This window comes from Buttiauxella warmboldiae (assembly GCF_003818135.1).
Lineage (GTDB): Bacteria > Pseudomonadota > Gammaproteobacteria > Enterobacterales > Enterobacteriaceae > Buttiauxella > Buttiauxella warmboldiae.
This window is the reverse complement of record NZ_RPOH01000042.1, coordinates 65763-82327: the sequence shown is the minus strand read 5'-3', so window position 1 is coordinate 82327 and position 16565 is coordinate 65763. Positions and strand designations below refer to the sequence as shown.

The following is a 16565-nucleotide window of genomic DNA, read 5'->3' as shown; positions in this document are numbered from 1 at the left end:
AGGCAGCTTAGAAAAATTGAGTTACTCCATGCTGATATGTCGGGTAGTTCACTGCCGTACAGGCAGCTTAGAAAGGATCCGTTCGGCCCGGAAACTTCGGTGATTTTGTTCACTGCCGTACAGGCAGCTTAGAAACATCACGCCCCAATGTTCCCGGGCAATGTCTTGTTCACTGCCGTACAGGCAGCTTAGAAAAGTGGGTGTTGCTGCGTTTTCCGCTGCGGTGGGTTCACTGCCGTACAGGCAGCTTAGAAACTGAACAGTGGAAGCAAATCCACGCCATGCGTGTTCACTGCCGTACAGGCAGCTTAGAAAGATGTAGAAATCATTCAGAGCCTGAACGTTTCGTTCACTGCGTACAGGCAGAATATTAGATTTAGCGAGCCTTATAACTCTTTTTTGATTTATACCATGGCATTATGAGACTCATTTTTACACATTAGTCGAGGTTCACGGCATTGTGGTAAAACACTTCTGTTTAGCATTTTCATGGCATATTAATAACATTAAATATTTTATATATTCTCGCCAGCCTCCGTGATCTATCTTTGGGAAGCAAATGGTGAATACATTCAATGAAATTAATTGCTGGGATGGCCAATAAAAATTGTGAAAAAATGGCCGTTTCAAACCGGATCTTTTTTCTCGGAGTACTCTTTTCATGCTTATGCCTGCGGATCTTAAAACAATTCTTCATTCAAAACGTGCAAATATTTATTACCTGCAATATTGCCGGGTACTGGTGAATGGTGGGCGTGTGGAATATGTCACCGACGAAGGTAAAGAGTCATTTTACTGGAATATCCCCATCGCCAATACCACTGTCATTATGCTGGGTACGGGAACATCGGTCACTCAGGCGGCAATGCGGGAGTTTGCCCGCGCCGGGGTACTGGTCGGTTTTTGTGGCGGTGGCGGGACGCCGCTTTATGCTGGAAATGAAGTCGATATTGATGTTTCCTGGCTGACTCCGCAAAGTGAGTATCGCCCGACAGAATATCTGCAAAACTGGGTAGCTTTCTGGTTTGATGAAAATAAACGGCTTGCCGCCGCGAAGTATTTTCAGCAGGTGCGAATCGAACAAATTGAACGCCACTGGTTAAATACCCGAATGCAGCGCGAAAACCGTTTCCAGCTTGCTTCAGCAACCTTGAGTGAAAAACTCTCTCGCTTTCGCGAAGGTATTGCGGCCGCCGGTTCGCAAAATGAGTTGATGCTACAGGAAGCCTTGCTTACCAAAACGCTCTATAAGCTTGCAAGCCTGGCCGTACAATATGGCGATTTTACCCGTGCAAAACGCGGTGGTGGCAATGATTGTGCAAACCGTTTCCTCGATCATGGCAATTATCTGGCTTATGGCCTGGCCGCGGTGGCAACATGGGTAACCGGTATTCCACAAGGGCTGGCAGTTCTGCATGGCAAAACCCGGCGTGGCGGGCTGGTATTTGATCTTGCTGACCTGATTAAAGATGCATTGATTTTGCCACAGGCATTTATCGCTGCGATGGAGGGGGAGGACGAGCAAACGTTTCGCCAGCGTTGCATTACCGGCTTCCAGCAGTCAGAGGCGTTGGATTTATTGATTACCTCGTTGCAGGCAACCGCCCTTAAATTCGGGCAGCCTCGTGCATGAATATTTTACTTATCTCGCAATGTACTAAAAAAGCCCGTGAACAAAGCTGTCAAATATTGGATCAATTTGCTGAACGCAAAGGCGACGCGGCCTGGCAAACGCCAATCACTCTTGAGGGGCTGAATACGTTACGCAGGTTGCTGCGTAAAACCGCGAGGCGTAATACGGCAGTTGCCTGCCACTGGATAAAAAAAGGTGGGCAAACCGAGTTGCTGTGGATTGTTGGCAATGCGCGTCGGTTTAATTCGATGGGGACCGCGCCAACCAATCGAACATCGCGGGATATTTTGCGTAGCCAGAGTGAATCACACTGGTGCAGTACGGAGAGTATTGCGCTGCTCGCCGCTATTGCCGGTCTGTTTCATGATTTTGGCAAAGCGGGGGCATTATTTCAGGCCGGGCTACAAGGTGATACCACGCTAAAATTTCAGCCCTTTCGCCATGAGTGGGTATCTGTACGGCTGTTTCAGGCATTTGTCGGCACGCAAACTGACCATGAATGGCTGGTGCGGCTGGGCATGCTAACGGCGCAGGATGAAAGAGATATTTTACAGCGAGTTCAGCAAGATAGCATAAACCACCATAGTAGCCCATTTACCGATTTGCCGCCGTTAGCCAGAACTATTGCCTGGCTTATTCTTTCCCATCATCGCCTGCCGCAATATCTGGGCGATAACGCACCGTCGCTGTCGGAACACTGGTTAACCTGCCAGCTTAATGCCGACTGGAATGCGCTTAATCATCGGGATAGCCGCTTTCGCGAGTCTGATTTTCGTCGGCTCTGGACGTTCCCGCACGGAACCCCGCTGCAAAGTCAAACCTGGCGGGATAAAGCGCAACAGTTAGCAAAACGCGCGGCTCATGCTGTTTCACTCACTGAATTTGGTACCCTGGATCAGCACTTCACTGTGCATCTTGCACGCCTGGCCCTGATGCTTGCCGATCACCACTACTCTGCGCAGCCTGTTCCCGTATCGGCATGGCAGGATGCCAGCTACCTCGCGTGGGCGAATACCGATCGCCAAACCTCGCAACGCAAGCAAAAGCTCGACGAGCATAACGTTGGCGTGGGGCATCACGCGTTACTATTGGGGCGCACACTGCCTGCTTTACGCGCACATCTTCCGGCTATTACACGGCATAAAGGGTTCCGGCAGCGGGCCGGAGACGATCGCTTTCGTTGGCAAAACCGGGCGTGGGATGTGGCTGAAAGTCTGCGCGATGTTTCTCGTAAGCAGGGCTTTTTTGGCATCAATATGGCTTCAACTGGCTGCGGAAAAACCTTTGCCAATGCACGTATTATGTACGCGCTTGCACAGGAAGAAGAAGGCTGCCGTTTTACCGTCGCGTTGGGGTTGCGTACCTTAACGCTACAAACCGGGGAAGCATTACGCACCCGTCTTGGGCTGGGTGAAGATGACCTTGCGGTACTGATTGGTTCGTCTGCGGTGCGGGAATTATATGGCGTCAACGCAACCGAACCGGATCAAAGTAGCGCATCTGCGGATGAGCTGTTTGAACAACATCAGTACGTCCATTACGATGGAGTCGTAAATCAGGGGCCGTTGCGCCACCTGTTCGACAGCGATCCTAAGCTCAGCAAACTGGTTAACGCCCCGGTTTTAGTCGCCACCATCGACCACATTATGCCCGCAACCGAAGGCGTGCGCGGCGGAAAACAGATAGCACCGATGTTACGCCTGCTGACCAGCGATCTGGTGCTTGATGAGCCGGACGATTTTGATATTGCCGATCAGCATGCGCTTTGTCGGCTGGTGAACTGGACGGCCATGCTCGGCGGGCGTGTATTGCTCTCTTCTGCAACGCTGCCGCCCTCGCTGGTGCTGGCATTATTCTCCGCCTACTGCTCCGGGCGTAAGGCGTACCAGCAGGCCTGTGGAGAGGCGGGATTGCCGTTAAATGTCTGCTGCGCCTGGTTTGATGAGGATGATTCTCACGCGGCGGCGTTTGGAGAGTCGAAAGCGTTTTATGATGAGCATTGCAAGTTTGCGCAGCGTCGCGCAAAACGTTTGCCTGCGAAAGCCGTTTTACGCCAGGCGGAAATGGTTAACGTTACATCAGCCAGCCCGCAACCCGGTGCCGTTATCGCCGCGCTTGCCGGGACGCTACATGGCGAAATCCTAAGGTTGCATAAGCGGCACTATCAAAAGCATAAAAACGACAAAACGGTATCCCAGGGTCTGGTGCGTATCGCGAATATCAAACCGCTGGTTGCAATAGCGCAGGCTCTGATGCGTATGCCATCACCTGTGGGATATTGCATTCATTATTGTGTTTACCATAGCCAGCATCCTCTTGCGATACGCTCGCATATTGAAAAATGCCTGGATGGGGCCTTTACCCGTGATGTGAGAAACCCGCTTGAATTGCACCCGGCAATTGCGCGTGCGGTTGAACAGCATCCTGCTCAGCACCATATTTTTGTCGTGCTTGGTACCTCTGTTATTGAAGTCGGCCGCGACTGGGATGCCGACTGGGGAATTATTGAACCGAGTTCAGTGCGCTCTCTGATTCAGTTTGCCGGGCGCATTCAGCGTCACCGGCAAAGGGTGCCGCAGCACCATAATCTGCTCATTCTTAGTCAAAACGTGCGGGCGATGAAACAAGAAAGCCTCGCGTATTGTAAGCCGGGTTTCGAAACATCGCGCTTTACGCTCTCCAGCCACGATCTCACCGAACTGCTCCAGCCAGAGGATTATCGCTGTATCAATGCCGTACCGCGCATTCTCGATATGCGTCCTACGCCGGGCATTCGCCAGTATGACAGCCTGATAGCCCTGGAGCACGGCCGGACATGGGAAGAGCTGCTGGGTAAAAGTAAAGAGCAGCCCGTTGCCGCACACTGGTGGCGGCTGCCGGTGAACTGGAGCGGGGAGTTGCAGCGCCGTACCCCATTCCGCCAGACGCAGAAAGAATCTCAGTATTTTCTCTATATGGAAGATGAGCTCGATGAGCCCACATTTATGATACGTGACGACGGCGTGGCGAAATGGAAGGAGCCGGGAATATTCAACTACCGCGAGCTGGAAATGGCTGAGGGGGTGCGAGCCTGGATCGATACCGATTACGCGACGGTGCTAACCGAGCTTGCAGAGGCGCGCGATCTGGAGCTTGCCGCGGTAAGTGAAAGATACGGCGAAATTAATTTACGCGCCGGTGACGATGACTACGAAGCGTGGTTGTGGCATCCGGTATTGGGGATTTTCAGGGACGTTTAAGGAGTGAATATGTCACAAAGAGGACTAACGGAATTTATCGTTAGCTATATCTCAGGGCGACGTCAAACCAAGCTGGAAGCTTTCGATAAAGAGGCGGCAAAGCGGTTGCACGGCACAGATGCAGCGCTTGAAAGCCAGATATCACAGGAGCGTCGCGAGCTGGAACTGCGCTATGAAACTCGGGCGTGGTTAACGGATGCGGCCTATCGTGCCGGGCAAATTAGCCTGGTGACGCACGCGGCTAAATATACTCATGGTGATGCGAAAAACAGCAGTATTTTTAGCGCAACAAATTCAGCGGAAGGCTATCTTGCTACCGCGAGTCTGGCGAAGCCTGCCGTCGATGCGGTGGGAAATGCCGCCGCGCTTGATGTCGCGAAGCTTCTGCAAACTGAGATTGACGGCGATTCTTTACTTGCTTGTCTGCAAAGGAAAGATGACTCAGCGCTGGCTGAATTAGCTGAAAACGAACAGCAGCTGGCGGGGTGGATTGAAGGGTTTTCCCGTGCGCTAACCACCAAAGACCCCGCATCCCATAAGCTTGCTAAACAGGTCTATTTCCCTGTTGCTGGCGGCTACCATCTGCTTAATCCACTGTTTTCCTCTTCGCTGGCTCAGGCGTTGCATCAGCGTATGGTGGCGTTGCGGTTTAGCGAAGAGAGTAAAGAAAACTGGAAGGCACACAAGGAAAAGAGATGGCATCCGCAGCCGTTGGTGATGTTTCCCAAAACCGCCGTAATGAATTTTGGCGGCACTAAACCGCAGAATATCTCCGCATTAAACAGTTCTCGTGGTGGACGAGTGTGGTTGCTTGCTTGCGCTCCACCTCAGTGGGAGCAGCAAAGCCATCCTCCATACGGCAGCAAAACGCTGTTTGGGCAGGGGCCATTTGAACGCTCCACGCGTGAAATACGTCGCCGCCTTATAGGGCTCTTAATCAATACTGGTGATACCAATAATTACCTTATTCGCCGCGCACGCGATCGCTACATTGATGAAATCATTGACGTACTCTTCAGTCTGGCCGCAGATATTCAATGCGAAGAATGGTCAGCCTGGACTCAGAATGAAAAATGTCAGCTTAAACCTCACCAGCAACTGTGGCTCGACCCGTGGCGGGCAGAAACTGACGAAGCGTTTCGTCTTGAGCGGGAAAAAGACGACTGGCAGGACGCCGTTGCCGATGATTTTGCGCTATGGCTGAACAGTCATTTGCGACGCGCAGAGTTAAACGTGGGCAAAACTGAACGGCGCGAATGGCAGGGCAAACCACTTTTCCGCCGCCGTCTGCATGAAATGGAACAGGCTATCAGGAGCTCTCCCCATGCGTAATGTGATTATTTTGCCGTGGCTGGAAGTGGAAAATGCGAATGCCGTAGCTGGATTAACCTGGGGCTTTCCTTCCATAACCCATTTTCTGGGCTATACGCATGCGCTATCGCGCAAATTAGAGCTTAGCCACGGGTTGCGGCTGAATGGCTGCGGTGTGGTTTGCCATCGCCATCAGGCTCATGCTTATTCCTCCGGGCGCGATTATCAGTTTGCGCTGACTCGCAATCCGCTCACGCGCGAAGGGAAAACCGCCTCGTTTAACGAAGAGGGGCGTATGCACCTTACGGTTTCTCTGGTGCTGGAGTGCCACGGTGAAATCGCCAATGGTGATAATGGCTTACGTGAACTGGCGGCACATTTGCAAATCCTCTGTCAGTCTCAAAAACTGGCGGGCGGCACCATTACCAGACTACGCAATGTGCAGGTTTGCAGCACCAGCAATTTTAAAAACCATCGTTACAGTCTGATGCCCGGCTTTGCGTTGCAGGATCGCTCACCCTGGCTTGAAGAGCACTATCAACTGCTCAAACAAAGCCATCCTACCGTGGAAATGATAGATGCCTGGCTTGATTTTGCCGCGCTAAAAATGGTGGCCAAAAAAGATGAGCAGTCAGAAGACGACGCAGAGTGGACATATCAGGCAAAACCACAGCCTGGTTATCTCGTGCCGTTGATGACCGGCTGGCAGCGCATTTCTCCACTTTATGAACCCGGCTCGGTTGCAAACGCCCGCGACGGTGATTCGCCATTTTGCTTTGCCGAAGCGGTGTACGGCATTGGCGAATGGAGCGGCGTGCATCGTATTAAAGAGGCAGACGATTTGTTCTGGCGTTATCACACCACGGCAACCGGTTATTACTGTCGCGGACAGGCCGCGAATGATGAGGATTTGCCTGACGATGGCCTGGCAAACGACTCAGACTATTTCGATATTTTTTAGGGGATTACCACATGGCTAAAACTTCTGTTATCAAAACGGCTTCGGTACTGGCTTTTGAACGTAAACTGGCAAACTCCGATGCGGTTATGTTTGCCGGCAACTGGCAGGGCAATGACTGGCAGCCCGTGCGTATTCAGGAAAAGGCGGTGCGTGGCACCATCTCTAACCGCCTGAAAAACGCGCTGGTCAGCGACCCGGCAAAACTGGATGCTGAGATCCAGAAAGCTAACCTGCAACGTGTGGATGTCGCAGCGCTTCCTGCCGATGCCGATACTTTAAAAATGTCATTTACCCTACGTGTGTTGGGGAACCTGTCGACGCCTGCTGTCTGTAATGACAGGAACTATCAGGATGCATTGCAGGAAGTGATTGAGGGTTATGTCAGCGAGCATGGTTTTACTGAACTGGCGCTGCGTTACGCATCCAACCTGGCGAACGGGCGTTTTTTGTGGCGCAACCGAGTCGGTGCTGAACATATTCGTGTGTTGGTGAAGAAGAGCAATGAGAAAAGCTGGGAGTTTAACGCACACGACTTCCCGCTGCGGGATTTTACTAATCGTGATGGCGCAGTTAAAGAGCTGGCCGATGAGATTGCGCGTGGCCTGAATGGCGATACTTTCCTATTGCTCGACGTTGAGGCTTATGTGCGTCTGGGCGAAGGGCAGGAGGTCTTCCCGTCTCAGGAGCTGGTGCTGGACAGTAACAGCAGCAAAAGCAAAGTGTTATATCAGGTCAATGATGTCGCAGCGCTTCACTCCCAGAAAGTAGGGAACGCGCTGCGCACTATTGATACCTGGCATCCGCTGGTAGAGTCTTTGGGCGCTATTGCCGTGGAGCCTTACGGTTCGGTTACCAGCCGCGGTATTGCCTGCCGCCAGCCAAAAGAGAAGATGGATTTTTACACCCTTCTGGATAACTGGGTAACCAGAGGCAGTAAGCCTGCCCCAGAGCAACAGCACTACGTCATGGCGGTGCTGATCCGTGGCGGTGTGTTTGGTGAAAAAGCTGAATAAGGAGCCGCCGATGGAGAGCTATCAGGAGATCCGTATTTTGCCGCATCTTGAATTCCAGCAGCCAATGCTGATGGCAGCGCTATTTGCCAGACTGCATCTGGCGCTGGCTGCGCGCAGGAGTGGAGATATTGGCATTAGTTTCCCTGAGTACGGGAAAACGCCTGGCGGCGTGCTTCGTTTGCATGGTTGCCAGCAAGCACTTGAAGAGCTGGATGCTACCCGTTGGCATGCTGGTTTTCAGGATTATTGTTCTGTTGCGGCCATAGCCCCTGTTCCGGCGGTAGCTGGCTGGCGTACGGTGAATCGCGTGCAGGTAAAAAGCAATGCTGAACGCCTGATGCGCCGCTCTGTGCGTAAGGGCTGGCTGACTGAAGAGGAGGCTGAACAACGTGTGGCGCAAATTCGTACTCAGTCGAGTAGCCTGCCTTTTTTACCGTTGAAAAGCCTGTCGAACGGGCAGCATTTCCGGCTATTTATTTGCCATGGTGAACTGCAAACCTCCCCGGTGACGGGAACGTTCAGTAGCTATGGGTTAAGTGGCGCCACCACCATTCCCTGGTTTTAACTCTTTCTCACGCCATACAATGTTGTGTGGCGTGAGGTATTCCGTAGCTTGTGGTAAGTGCTATTTAGTTTAAATAAGCCGCAGAAAAGATTAATAATAATTAACTAATCCGGTCATGCGGCTGATATTTTCGCTGTCAACTGTGATGCAGTCGAGATGTCGGATTTATATTATTCAATGAAAAAAAGAAAGTTATTCGCTGGCCCAAATCTCGCAGTGTTTGCGCATTAGCTCAGTTAAAAGCCCGCCTTCAGCGATAAACTGGCGAATGCGGCGGGTATCGCTGTGGTTATTACGCACATAGCCTTCAACGGCCTCTATTGCTGATGTTGCCCTGAGCTGCGCCGCATAGGGGGCGAGAGTGTCCAGCAGGGGTAAAATATCTTCCGCCAGAGTGCGTTGCTCGCCGGTGCGGACTTCGGTCAGAGTCCCTGCCAGCCCAAAACGGCAGGCCTGAAAACGGTTAAAGCGGTAGAGCAGGTAATCTTCCGAACGCGGAACAAACGGGCGCTCGCTTAGCAGCCAATAGGCCAGCGCCTGAATAAACCCGGCGATATGTACCGCCCGCGTAATGGTCAGAGGAGTATCCATCACGCGCACCTCCACGGTGCCAAATTTTGGGCTGGGGCGAATATCCCAGTGGAGATCTTTCATCGACTGTACGATGCTGCTGGATTCGAGGCGCTGGTACATCCATTTAAACTCATTCCAGTCGCTCACAAAAGGGGCCGGGCCGTTATCCGGGAACGCCGAGAAGATATTCAGGCGCGATGAAGCATAGGTGGTATCGGCCCCCTGAATATAAGGTGATGAGGCTGACAGCGCGATAACGTGCGGCACAAAGCGCGCCAGGCCATGCAGCAAATAGATGGCGTCCTCTTCGTTTTCACATCCCACATGCACATGCTGGCCAAATACCGTAGCCTGTTTCATTAAATAGCCGTATAGCTCAAGGGTTTTGCTATAGCGCTCGCTCTGGCAGACCTCCTGGCGCTGCCACTTTTGAAAAGGATGAGTTCCCCCGCCGCAAATGGCCAGGCGATGTTGACCTGCCGATTGCAGAACATGCTTGCGCAAATCTGAAAGCTGCGAATAAGCCTGTGCGACATCGGCACAGACTCCGGTTGCGATCTCCAGCATACTTTCCGTGATGTCATGTTTGACTTCGCCCGCGGCCACCGCGCCTTTTAGCGACTCAATCAGCAGCGATGAATCCTGGCTGAGATCGTTGGCGGGAGGATTGATGATTTGCAATTCCAGCTCAATGCCGAGGGTATACGGGTCTGAATGAACAAAATCACTTAATGGCATACAGGGCTCTCACTATTGATACGTTCGTGAATTGAGTATAGCCAGCCATCGGCAAACGACCCTTGTCCCCCTCTTTTTATCTGGTTAACACCGAACGCAATTAACCATTACAGATAAATGCAATGGTAATCTTGTAAAGAATATTCAGCTAATTAAATACGGGCTAAAAGTTGCACATGGATTCGCTTGCTATCATGATAGGCGCTGTTTAGTAAGGAGTTATTATGAAAGATTTGGTTTCATTTTTAAGTGCTTTTGGCGTGGCCCTTGACCCCACCACTTCTATATTCGTGGTGCTCGGTATTATTTTCCTGTTTGCGCTGATAGTACATTTTATTCTGCACCGCATCGTGCTGCGCACCTTTGAAAAAAGAGCTAATTCCAGCCACAATTTATGGCTGCAAATTATTACGGAAAACAAGCTGTTTCATCGGCTTGCTTTAACCCTGCAAGGTATCATCGTTAATATTCAGGCGGTGCTCTGGCTGCAAAAAGGCAGCGACGTAAGCGAGATATTGATTATTGGCGCACAGCTATGGATTATGCTGTATTCCCTGCTGTCGTTATTTTCCCTGCTGGACGTTATTTATAATTTCTCACAGAAATTTACTATTACCTCAGATATACCACTGAAAGGAATATTTCAGGGAGTAAAACTGATTAGTTCTGTGGTGATCGGCATTATGATGATCTCAAGAGTCATCGGCCAGTCACCAGCGATTCTTATCAGCGGCCTGGGAGCGATGGCTGCGGTACTGATGCTGGTATTTAAAGATCCCATTCTTGGCCTGGTAGCCGGTATTCAGCTCTCTGCAAACCGCATGTTAAAGCTGGGTGACTGGCTGGAAATGCCGAAGTTTGGCGCTGATGGTGCGGTAACGGATATTGGCCTGACGACGGTAAAAGTACGCAACTGGGATAATACCATTACCACTATTCCAACCTATGCGCTGGTTTCTGATGCTTTTAAAAACTGGAGCGGGATGTCGCAGTCCGGTGGCCGTCGTATTAAGCGTAGTATTAATATTGATACCACCAGTATTCATTTTCTTGCGGCTGATGAAATTCAGCGCCTGATGAATGCACGATTATTAAAACCTTATATCGATGCGCGCAGCAAAGAGATTGAGGAATATAATCGCACCCACAATAGCGACGGAGGGTCGGTGCTTAATGCGCGCAGTATGACCAACGTTGGTACATTCCGCGTCTATCTCACCGAATATCTGCAAAACCATCCACGGATCCGCAAAGATATGACCTTAATGGTGCGCCAGTTAGCGCCAGGGGCCGAAGGTTTGCCGATCGAAATTTATGCCTTTACCAATACCGTCGCCTGGCTTGAGTATGAAGCGATTCAGGCAGATATCTTCGAGCATATCTTTGCCGTAGTCGATCAATTTGGCCTGCGTATTCATCAGGCGCCCACCGGCAACGATATTCGTTCGATTGTGTTGCCGAACTCTTTGTAGAGCGGTTAAGCGTAGCGCCAACTGGTAGAAGGGGGCGCTAGTCGCTTATTCACCCGACGCAGCTCTGTCAATCCCTGTTAATTGAAAACCAGCGCCGCCAGATAAAGCGAATCACAAAATATTCAATTGCCCCCAGGGCCAGGAACCACAGGCAGAAAATAAGGGTGTAAAGCTGGTTCATATCCAGCAGATGGAGCGTTTTAATCAGTTTCTGTGCCTGTTCAATAGAGAGCGCTGGGGCGGGAAGCAGCAGGCAGGAGAAAAAGGCCAGCAGCAAAATACTGCCGGCGCTTATCAGGGTTTCAAGAGGGTGTTTCATATCAGTGTTTCACCGGGGGTTATCAACGCCGCTAAAAGGCCATTGTCCGGGAAATTAACCGCTGATACAAATCTCCCCGGTGGTCATTCACCGGGGAAAGCGGGCTGGGAATTACAAACCTTCGGTACTCTCTTTCTTCGCCTCTTTGGCAAGAACGGCGCGATACCAGCGCGGATGGTGCTTCTGCGCCCAGCGGCGGCTCACTTTGCCGACGATCATCCCTTTAATCGAGCCTTTGACCCAGAACGCCATATAGATATGAATCAGAATGGCGTGAATCAAAATAATGGCGACGGTTGCGTGGATCAGCAGGCTGTAGCGCACCAGTTTGATGGGGAAGTGTTGGGCAAAGTAAGGGCGCCAGATAATCACGCCGGTCACCAGCAGGACGAAAATCATGCTCATGATGGTCCAGAACATCATCTTCTGCCCGGCGTTATATTTGCCGACGTCCGCCACTTTATGTTCGTTGCCTTTCAGCACTTCAACAATGTTTTTCACCCACGGCCAGTCCTGCTTTTCCGGGATATTGTGATGCACGAAACGCACAAACATAAACATCAGCGCCACGAAAATCAGCACGCCAAAGAACGGGTGCAGAATTCGCCCCATCTGCGGGGTGCCGAAGGTTTCCGTCAACCATTGCAGCGTCGGGAAGAACAGCGCGATACCGGAAAGCGACACCAGAAAGAAGCAAATCACCACCGTCCAGTGGCAGGCACGGTCGATAAATTTGGTCCTGACAATCGATTTGCTCTGCTTAATCATGATGTTCCTCCTCGTCTTCATCCACCTCTTCGTTCGGCCCGATACCGATGTAATGGAAAATCAGCCCGGCGAAGGTGGCGATAAAGCCTGCCGCCGACAGCGGTTTGAGGATCCCTTTCCACAGGTTAATCGGCACGTCGATTTGCGGATCTTTCGGCAGATTGTGGTAAAGCTCCGGCTGGTCAGCATGATGCAGGACATACATCACATGCGTGCCGCCAACGCCTTGCGGGTTGTAAACGCCCGCATGCTCAAACCCGCGTTTTTTAAGCTTCGTGACGCGTTCATCGGCAACTTCCAGCATCTCTTTCTTGCTGCCGAAGTGAATAGCGCCCGTCGGGCAGGTTTTCACGCAGGCTGGCTCCTGGCCGACGCTTACGCGGTCAACACAGAGCGTGCATTTGTAGACGCGGTTGTCGTCTTTATTCAGGCGCGGAATATTGAACGGGCAACCGGCGATACAGTAGCCGCAGCCAATACAATGTTCCGACTGAAAATCGACGATGCCGTTGGCATACTGAATAATGGCGCCGGCAGACGGGCAGGCCTTCAGGCAGCCCGGATCTTCACAGTGCATGCAGCCATCCTTGCGGATAAGCCACTCCAGCTTGCCGTTTTGCGTGGTTTCGCTAAAGCGCATTAAGGTCCAGGATTTGGCGCTCAAATCGGCGGGGTTATCGTAAACCCCGACGCAGTGACCGACTTCATCGCGGATGTCGTTCCACTCAGAACAGGCGACCTGACAGGCTTTACAGCCAATACAGCTTGAGACGTCAATCAGCTTGGCGACTTCTTCTTTGAAGTCACGAGCCTGCGGCGGCGGCGTAAAGCCGTTGGTAGCCGAACGCTTGATAATATCCTGAGATTGCATGGACATGAGTTCGCTCCTTACGCCTTCTCAATGTTGACCAGAAACGCCTTGTACTCTGGCGTTTGCGAGTTGGCGTCACCGACCGAAGGCGTTAGCGTGTTGGCGAGATAGCCTTTACGCGCGGCGCCTTCAAAGCCCCAGTGCAGCGGAATACCGACGGTTTCCACTTCCTGCCCGCCAGCTTTCAGCGTTTGCAGGCGCGGCGTGACTACCGCAACGGCACGAATAAACCCGCGCTTGCTGCTGACTTTTACGCGGTCGCCGTTGCTAATGCCTTTGGCTTTTGCAAGCGCCTCGCTGATTTCCACAAACTGCTCGGGTTGTGCAATCGCGTTAAGCCGCGAGTGCTTGGTCCAGGTGTGGAAGTGCTCGGTCAGGCGATAGGTGGTGCCGACGTACGGGAACTCGTGGCGTTTGCCCATGCGTTTGGCATCGGCTTCATACAGGCGAGCCGCCGGGTTCGATACTACCTTCGGGTGCAGCGGGTTGGTGCCCAGCGGCGTTTCAAACGGCTCGTAGTGTTCCGGGAACGGGCCTTCGGCCATTTTATTGATAGCAAACAGGCGGCCTAAACCTTCCTGCTGCATGATAAATGGCCCAACGCCGCTGCCCGGTGCCGCCGTGTTGTAGTCCGGGATATCGTTCCCGACCCACTTCACGCCGTTCCACTTAATCAGCATACGTTTCGCATCCCACGGGTTGCCCTGTGGATCGGCTGACGCGCGGTTGTAGAGAATGCGGCGGTTAAGCGGCCACGCCCAGGCCCAGCCCAGGGTGTTGCCAAGCCCGGAAGGATCGGCGTTATCGCGATTCGCCATCTGGTTGCCTTTCGTCGTCCAGCTGCCGGTATAAATCCAGCAGGCGGAAGCCGTGGAGCCGTCGTCACGCAACTGCGCGAAGGAGTCCAGAAGCTGGCCTTTTTTCGCCACTAAATTACCGTTGGTATCGAACAGGTCTTCCAGCGCGTAGCCGTTGTTCTCTTTGGCGACTTCTTCAGATTCAGGATGGTCAGGCTGCTCGTAATGCCAGCCCATTTTCAGCAATGGCTCAGCGCCCTTGCCGCCTTCGGTGCGATAAAGCTCGCGGATTTTATGATAAATTCCCGCCAGGATTTCACCGTCGTTGCGGGCTTCACCCGGTGCATCCGCGCCTTTCCAGTGCCACTGTAACCAGCGCCCGGAGTTGGCAATTGATCCGTCTTCTTCAGCAAAACAGGTGGATGGCAAACGGAACACTTCGGTCTGAATCGCCGCCGGGTTCACGTCGTTCATCTCGCCGTGGTTCTGCCAGAAATTAGACGTTTCAGTGACTAACGGGTCGATAATCACCAGATATTTCAGCTTGCTGAGGCTTGCTACAATCTTGTTTTTATCCGGGAACGACGCTACCGGGTTAAAGCCCTGGCAGATGTAACCGCTCACTTTATTGCGGTCCATCATGTCGAAATACTTCAGCACGTCGTAGGCCTGATCCCACTTCGGCAGCCAGTCGTAGCCCCAGTTGTTTTCCTTTTGCGCATCGTCGCCATAAAACGCTTTCATCAGGCTGACGAAGAACTTCGGATAGTTGCCCCAATAGTTCACCTGGCCCGGCAGCGTGGCTTCTGGCGTGTTGGCCGCCAGATAGGTTTGCAGATCGGCGTGTTTTTCTGACGGCAGCGTCAGATAACCCGGCAGGCTGGTGGACAGCAGACCCAAATCGGTCAGCCCCTGGATATTGGAGTGCCCGCGCAGGGCGTTTACGCCGCCGCCCGCCATACCCATATTGCCAAGCAGCAGCTGGATCATCGCCATGGTGCGGATGTTCTGCGAGCCGACGGAGTGCTGCGTCCAGCCCAGTGCATACAAGAAAGTGGTGGTACGGTCGGCGGCGCTGGTGGAGGCCAGTACTTCGCATACTTTGAGGAAATCAGCCTGCGGCGTGCCGCAGATATGCTCGACCATTTCCGGCGTGTAGCGGGAAACGTGCTCTTTGAGCAGATTCCACACGCAGCGTGGGTCGGTCAGCGTATCGTCGCGTCTGGCATAGCCGTTCTCGTCGAACTGATAGTTCCAGCTGGTTTTGTCGTACTGGCGTTTTTCGGCGTCGTAGCCGCTAAACAGGCCGTCATCAAAGCTGAAGTCATCACGCACCAGCAGCGCGGCGTTGGTGTAATGCTTAACGTATTCGGCGTTGATTTTGTTGTTGGAAATCAGATATAGGATCACGCCCGACAGGAAGGTAATGTCGGTGCCGGAGCGAATTGGCGCATAAATATCCGCCACCGATGCGGTGCGGGTAAAGCGCGGGTCGACCACAATCAGCGTGGCGTCGTTGTTGTTTTTGGCTTCCATCGCCCAGCGGAAACCTACCGGGTGAGCTTCTGCGGCGTTGCCGCCCATCACCATCACCACGTTGGCGTTTTTGATATCAACCCAGTGGTTGGTCATCGCACCGCGACCAAATGTTGGAGCAAGACTTGCTACCGTTGGTCCGTGTCAGACGCGCGCCTGGTTATCTACCGCTAACATGCCCAGGGAACGGACAAATTTTTGTGTCAGCATCCCGGTTTCATTGCTGGCCGCCGAAGCGCACAGCATGCCGGTGGAGAGCCAGCGGTTGACCGTGACGTTGTGCTCGTTTTTCTCAATGAAGTTGGCGTCGCGGTCGGCTTTCATCAGGCGAGAAATGCGCGAGAAAGCGTCTTCCCAGCTGATGCGCTGCCATTTATCGGAACCAGGCGCGCGATATTCCGGGTAACGCAGGCGGCTTTCGCTGTGGATATAATCCAGCAGGCCCGCGCCTTTCGGGCATAACGCCCCACGGTTAACCGGATGATCCGGGTCGCCTTCGATATGGAAAATACTGGATTTAGCATTTTTTGAGCCATCGCCCAGGCTATACATCAGCAAACCACAGCCTACGGAGCAGTATGTACAGGTGTTGCGGGTTTCTTTTGCGCGCAAAAGCTTATAATTGCGCACTTCGGCAAGTGCCGCTTTGGGAGAAAATCCCAGTACAGCGGCGGTGGTTCCTGCCATCCCGCCGGCACAGATTTTGAAAAATTTTCTGCGACTGACGTCCATCGTAACCTCATTGTTATGACGTATGAATGGCGGCGAA

12 protein-coding genes and 1 CRISPR repeat array are annotated in these 16565 nt (G+C 52.5%); of the genes, 7 read left to right on the top strand and 5 right to left on the bottom strand.

Annotation, left to right across the window (positions count from 1 at the left end):
• Window positions 1–46: 46 nt before the first annotated feature.
• A CRISPR array of direct repeats spans window positions 47–315; the repeat unit is 28 nt; unit sequence GTTCACTGCCGTACAGGCAGCTTAGAAA.
• 346 nt (window positions 316–661) lie between these two features.
• From cas1f to cas6f, 6 genes are read left to right on the top strand one after another with little or no spacing between them, the layout of a single operon-like run.
• The gene (cas1f, locus tag EHN07_RS11645; RefSeq protein ID WP_124024299.1) at window positions 662–1633 is read left to right on the top strand and encodes a type I-F CRISPR-associated endonuclease Cas1f; all 972 of its coding nucleotides are present in this window, start codon (window positions 662–664) and stop codon (window positions 1631–1633) included.
• A complete protein-coding gene (gene cas3f / locus EHN07_RS11640; protein ID WP_124024298.1) occupies window positions 1630–4872 on the top strand; it encodes a type I-F CRISPR-associated helicase Cas3f in 3243 nt (1080 codons plus the stop codon). The genes cas1f and cas3f overlap by 4 nt, the downstream gene beginning before the upstream one ends.
• A 9-nt stretch (window positions 4873–4881) precedes the next feature.
• Window positions 4882–6204 carry a type I-F CRISPR-associated protein Csy1 gene (gene csy1, locus EHN07_RS11635; protein ID WP_124024297.1) on the top strand — a complete coding sequence of 441 codons (1323 nt, stop codon included), beginning with the start codon at window positions 4882–4884 and terminating at the stop codon, window positions 6202–6204.
• A complete protein-coding gene (csy2, locus tag EHN07_RS11630; protein ID WP_124024296.1) occupies window positions 6197–7144 on the top strand; it encodes a type I-F CRISPR-associated protein Csy2 in 948 nt (315 codons plus the stop codon). The genes csy1 and csy2 overlap by 8 nt, the downstream gene beginning before the upstream one ends.
• An 11-nt stretch (window positions 7145–7155) precedes the next feature.
• Window positions 7156–8157: a type I-F CRISPR-associated protein Csy3 gene (gene csy3 / locus EHN07_RS11625; protein ID WP_124024295.1), complete on the top strand. Its 1002-nt coding sequence runs from the start codon at window positions 7156–7158 to the stop codon at window positions 8155–8157.
• Between the two features lie 10 nt (window positions 8158–8167).
• The gene (gene cas6f, locus EHN07_RS11620; RefSeq protein ID WP_124024303.1) at window positions 8168–8722 is read left to right on the top strand and encodes a type I-F CRISPR-associated endoribonuclease Cas6/Csy4; all 555 of its coding nucleotides are present in this window, start codon (window positions 8168–8170) and stop codon (window positions 8720–8722) included.
• Between the two features lie 192 nt (window positions 8723–8914).
• Here the strand turns inward: cas6f and EHN07_RS11615 are convergent, their stop codons facing one another.
• Window positions 8915–10033, bottom strand: coding sequence for a YbdK family carboxylate-amine ligase (locus EHN07_RS11615; RefSeq protein ID WP_124024294.1), 1119 nt, complete (start codon window positions 10031–10033; stop codon window positions 8915–8917).
• 224 nt (window positions 10034–10257) lie between these two features.
• Here EHN07_RS11615 and EHN07_RS11610 point away from each other — a divergent pair, with 224 nt between their 5' ends.
• The gene (locus tag EHN07_RS11610) at window positions 10258–11505 is read left to right on the top strand and encodes a mechanosensitive ion channel family protein (protein ID WP_124024293.1); all 1248 of its coding nucleotides are present in this window, start codon (window positions 10258–10260) and stop codon (window positions 11503–11505) included.
• Window positions 11506–11572: 67 nt separating this feature from the next.
• Here EHN07_RS11610 and EHN07_RS11605 read toward each other — a convergent pair whose 3' ends face one another.
• The 4 genes from EHN07_RS11605 to fdnG all read right to left on the bottom strand — a co-directional run bounded on the left by EHN07_RS11605 (window position 11573) and on the right by fdnG (window position 16528).
• Entirely contained in the window at window positions 11573–11824 is a 252-nt protein-coding gene (locus EHN07_RS11605; RefSeq protein WP_124024292.1) for a DUF1158 domain-containing protein, read from the bottom strand.
• A 111-nt stretch (window positions 11825–11935) separates the two neighbouring features.
• The gene (gene fdnI / locus EHN07_RS11600) at window positions 11936–12589 is read right to left on the bottom strand and encodes a formate dehydrogenase-N subunit gamma (RefSeq protein ID WP_124024302.1); all 654 of its coding nucleotides are present in this window, start codon (window positions 12587–12589) and stop codon (window positions 11936–11938) included.
• Window positions 12585–13469, bottom strand: coding sequence for a formate dehydrogenase subunit beta (gene fdxH / locus EHN07_RS11595; RefSeq protein WP_124024291.1), 885 nt, complete (start codon window positions 13467–13469; stop codon window positions 12585–12587). The genes fdnI and fdxH overlap by 5 nt, the downstream gene beginning before the upstream one ends.
• A gap of 11 nt (window positions 13470–13480) precedes the next feature.
• Window positions 13481–16528, bottom strand: a complete 3048-nt coding sequence (fdnG, locus tag EHN07_RS11590; protein ID WP_148085468.1) for a formate dehydrogenase-N subunit alpha — start codon at window positions 16526–16528, stop codon at window positions 13481–13483.
• Between the last annotated feature and the right edge of the window lie 37 nt (window positions 16529–16565).

Coding starts and splice junctions, on each gene's coding strand:
- csy1 (WP_124024297.1), top strand. CDS start 4,882: ATGTCACAAAGAGGACTAACGGAATTTATCGTTAGCTATATCTCAGGG.
- EHN07_RS11605 (WP_124024292.1), bottom strand. CDS start 11,824: ATGAAACACCCTCTTGAAACCCTGATAAGCGCCGGCAGTATTTTGCTG.
- cas6f (WP_124024303.1), top strand. CDS start 8,168: ATGGAGAGCTATCAGGAGATCCGTATTTTGCCGCATCTTGAATTCCAG.
- EHN07_RS11615 (WP_124024294.1), bottom strand. CDS start 10,033: ATGCCATTAAGTGATTTTGTTCATTCAGACCCGTATACCCTCGGCATT.
- csy3 (WP_124024295.1), top strand. CDS start 7,156: ATGGCTAAAACTTCTGTTATCAAAACGGCTTCGGTACTGGCTTTTGAA.
- cas1f (WP_124024299.1), top strand. CDS start 662: ATGCTTATGCCTGCGGATCTTAAAACAATTCTTCATTCAAAACGTGCA.
- cas3f (WP_124024298.1), top strand. CDS start 1,630: ATGAATATTTTACTTATCTCGCAATGTACTAAAAAAGCCCGTGAACAA.
- fdxH (WP_124024291.1), bottom strand. CDS start 13,469: ATGTCCATGCAATCTCAGGATATTATCAAGCGTTCGGCTACCAACGGC.
- EHN07_RS11610 (WP_124024293.1), top strand. CDS start 10,258: ATGAAAGATTTGGTTTCATTTTTAAGTGCTTTTGGCGTGGCCCTTGAC.
- csy2 (WP_124024296.1), top strand. CDS start 6,197: ATGCGTAATGTGATTATTTTGCCGTGGCTGGAAGTGGAAAATGCGAAT.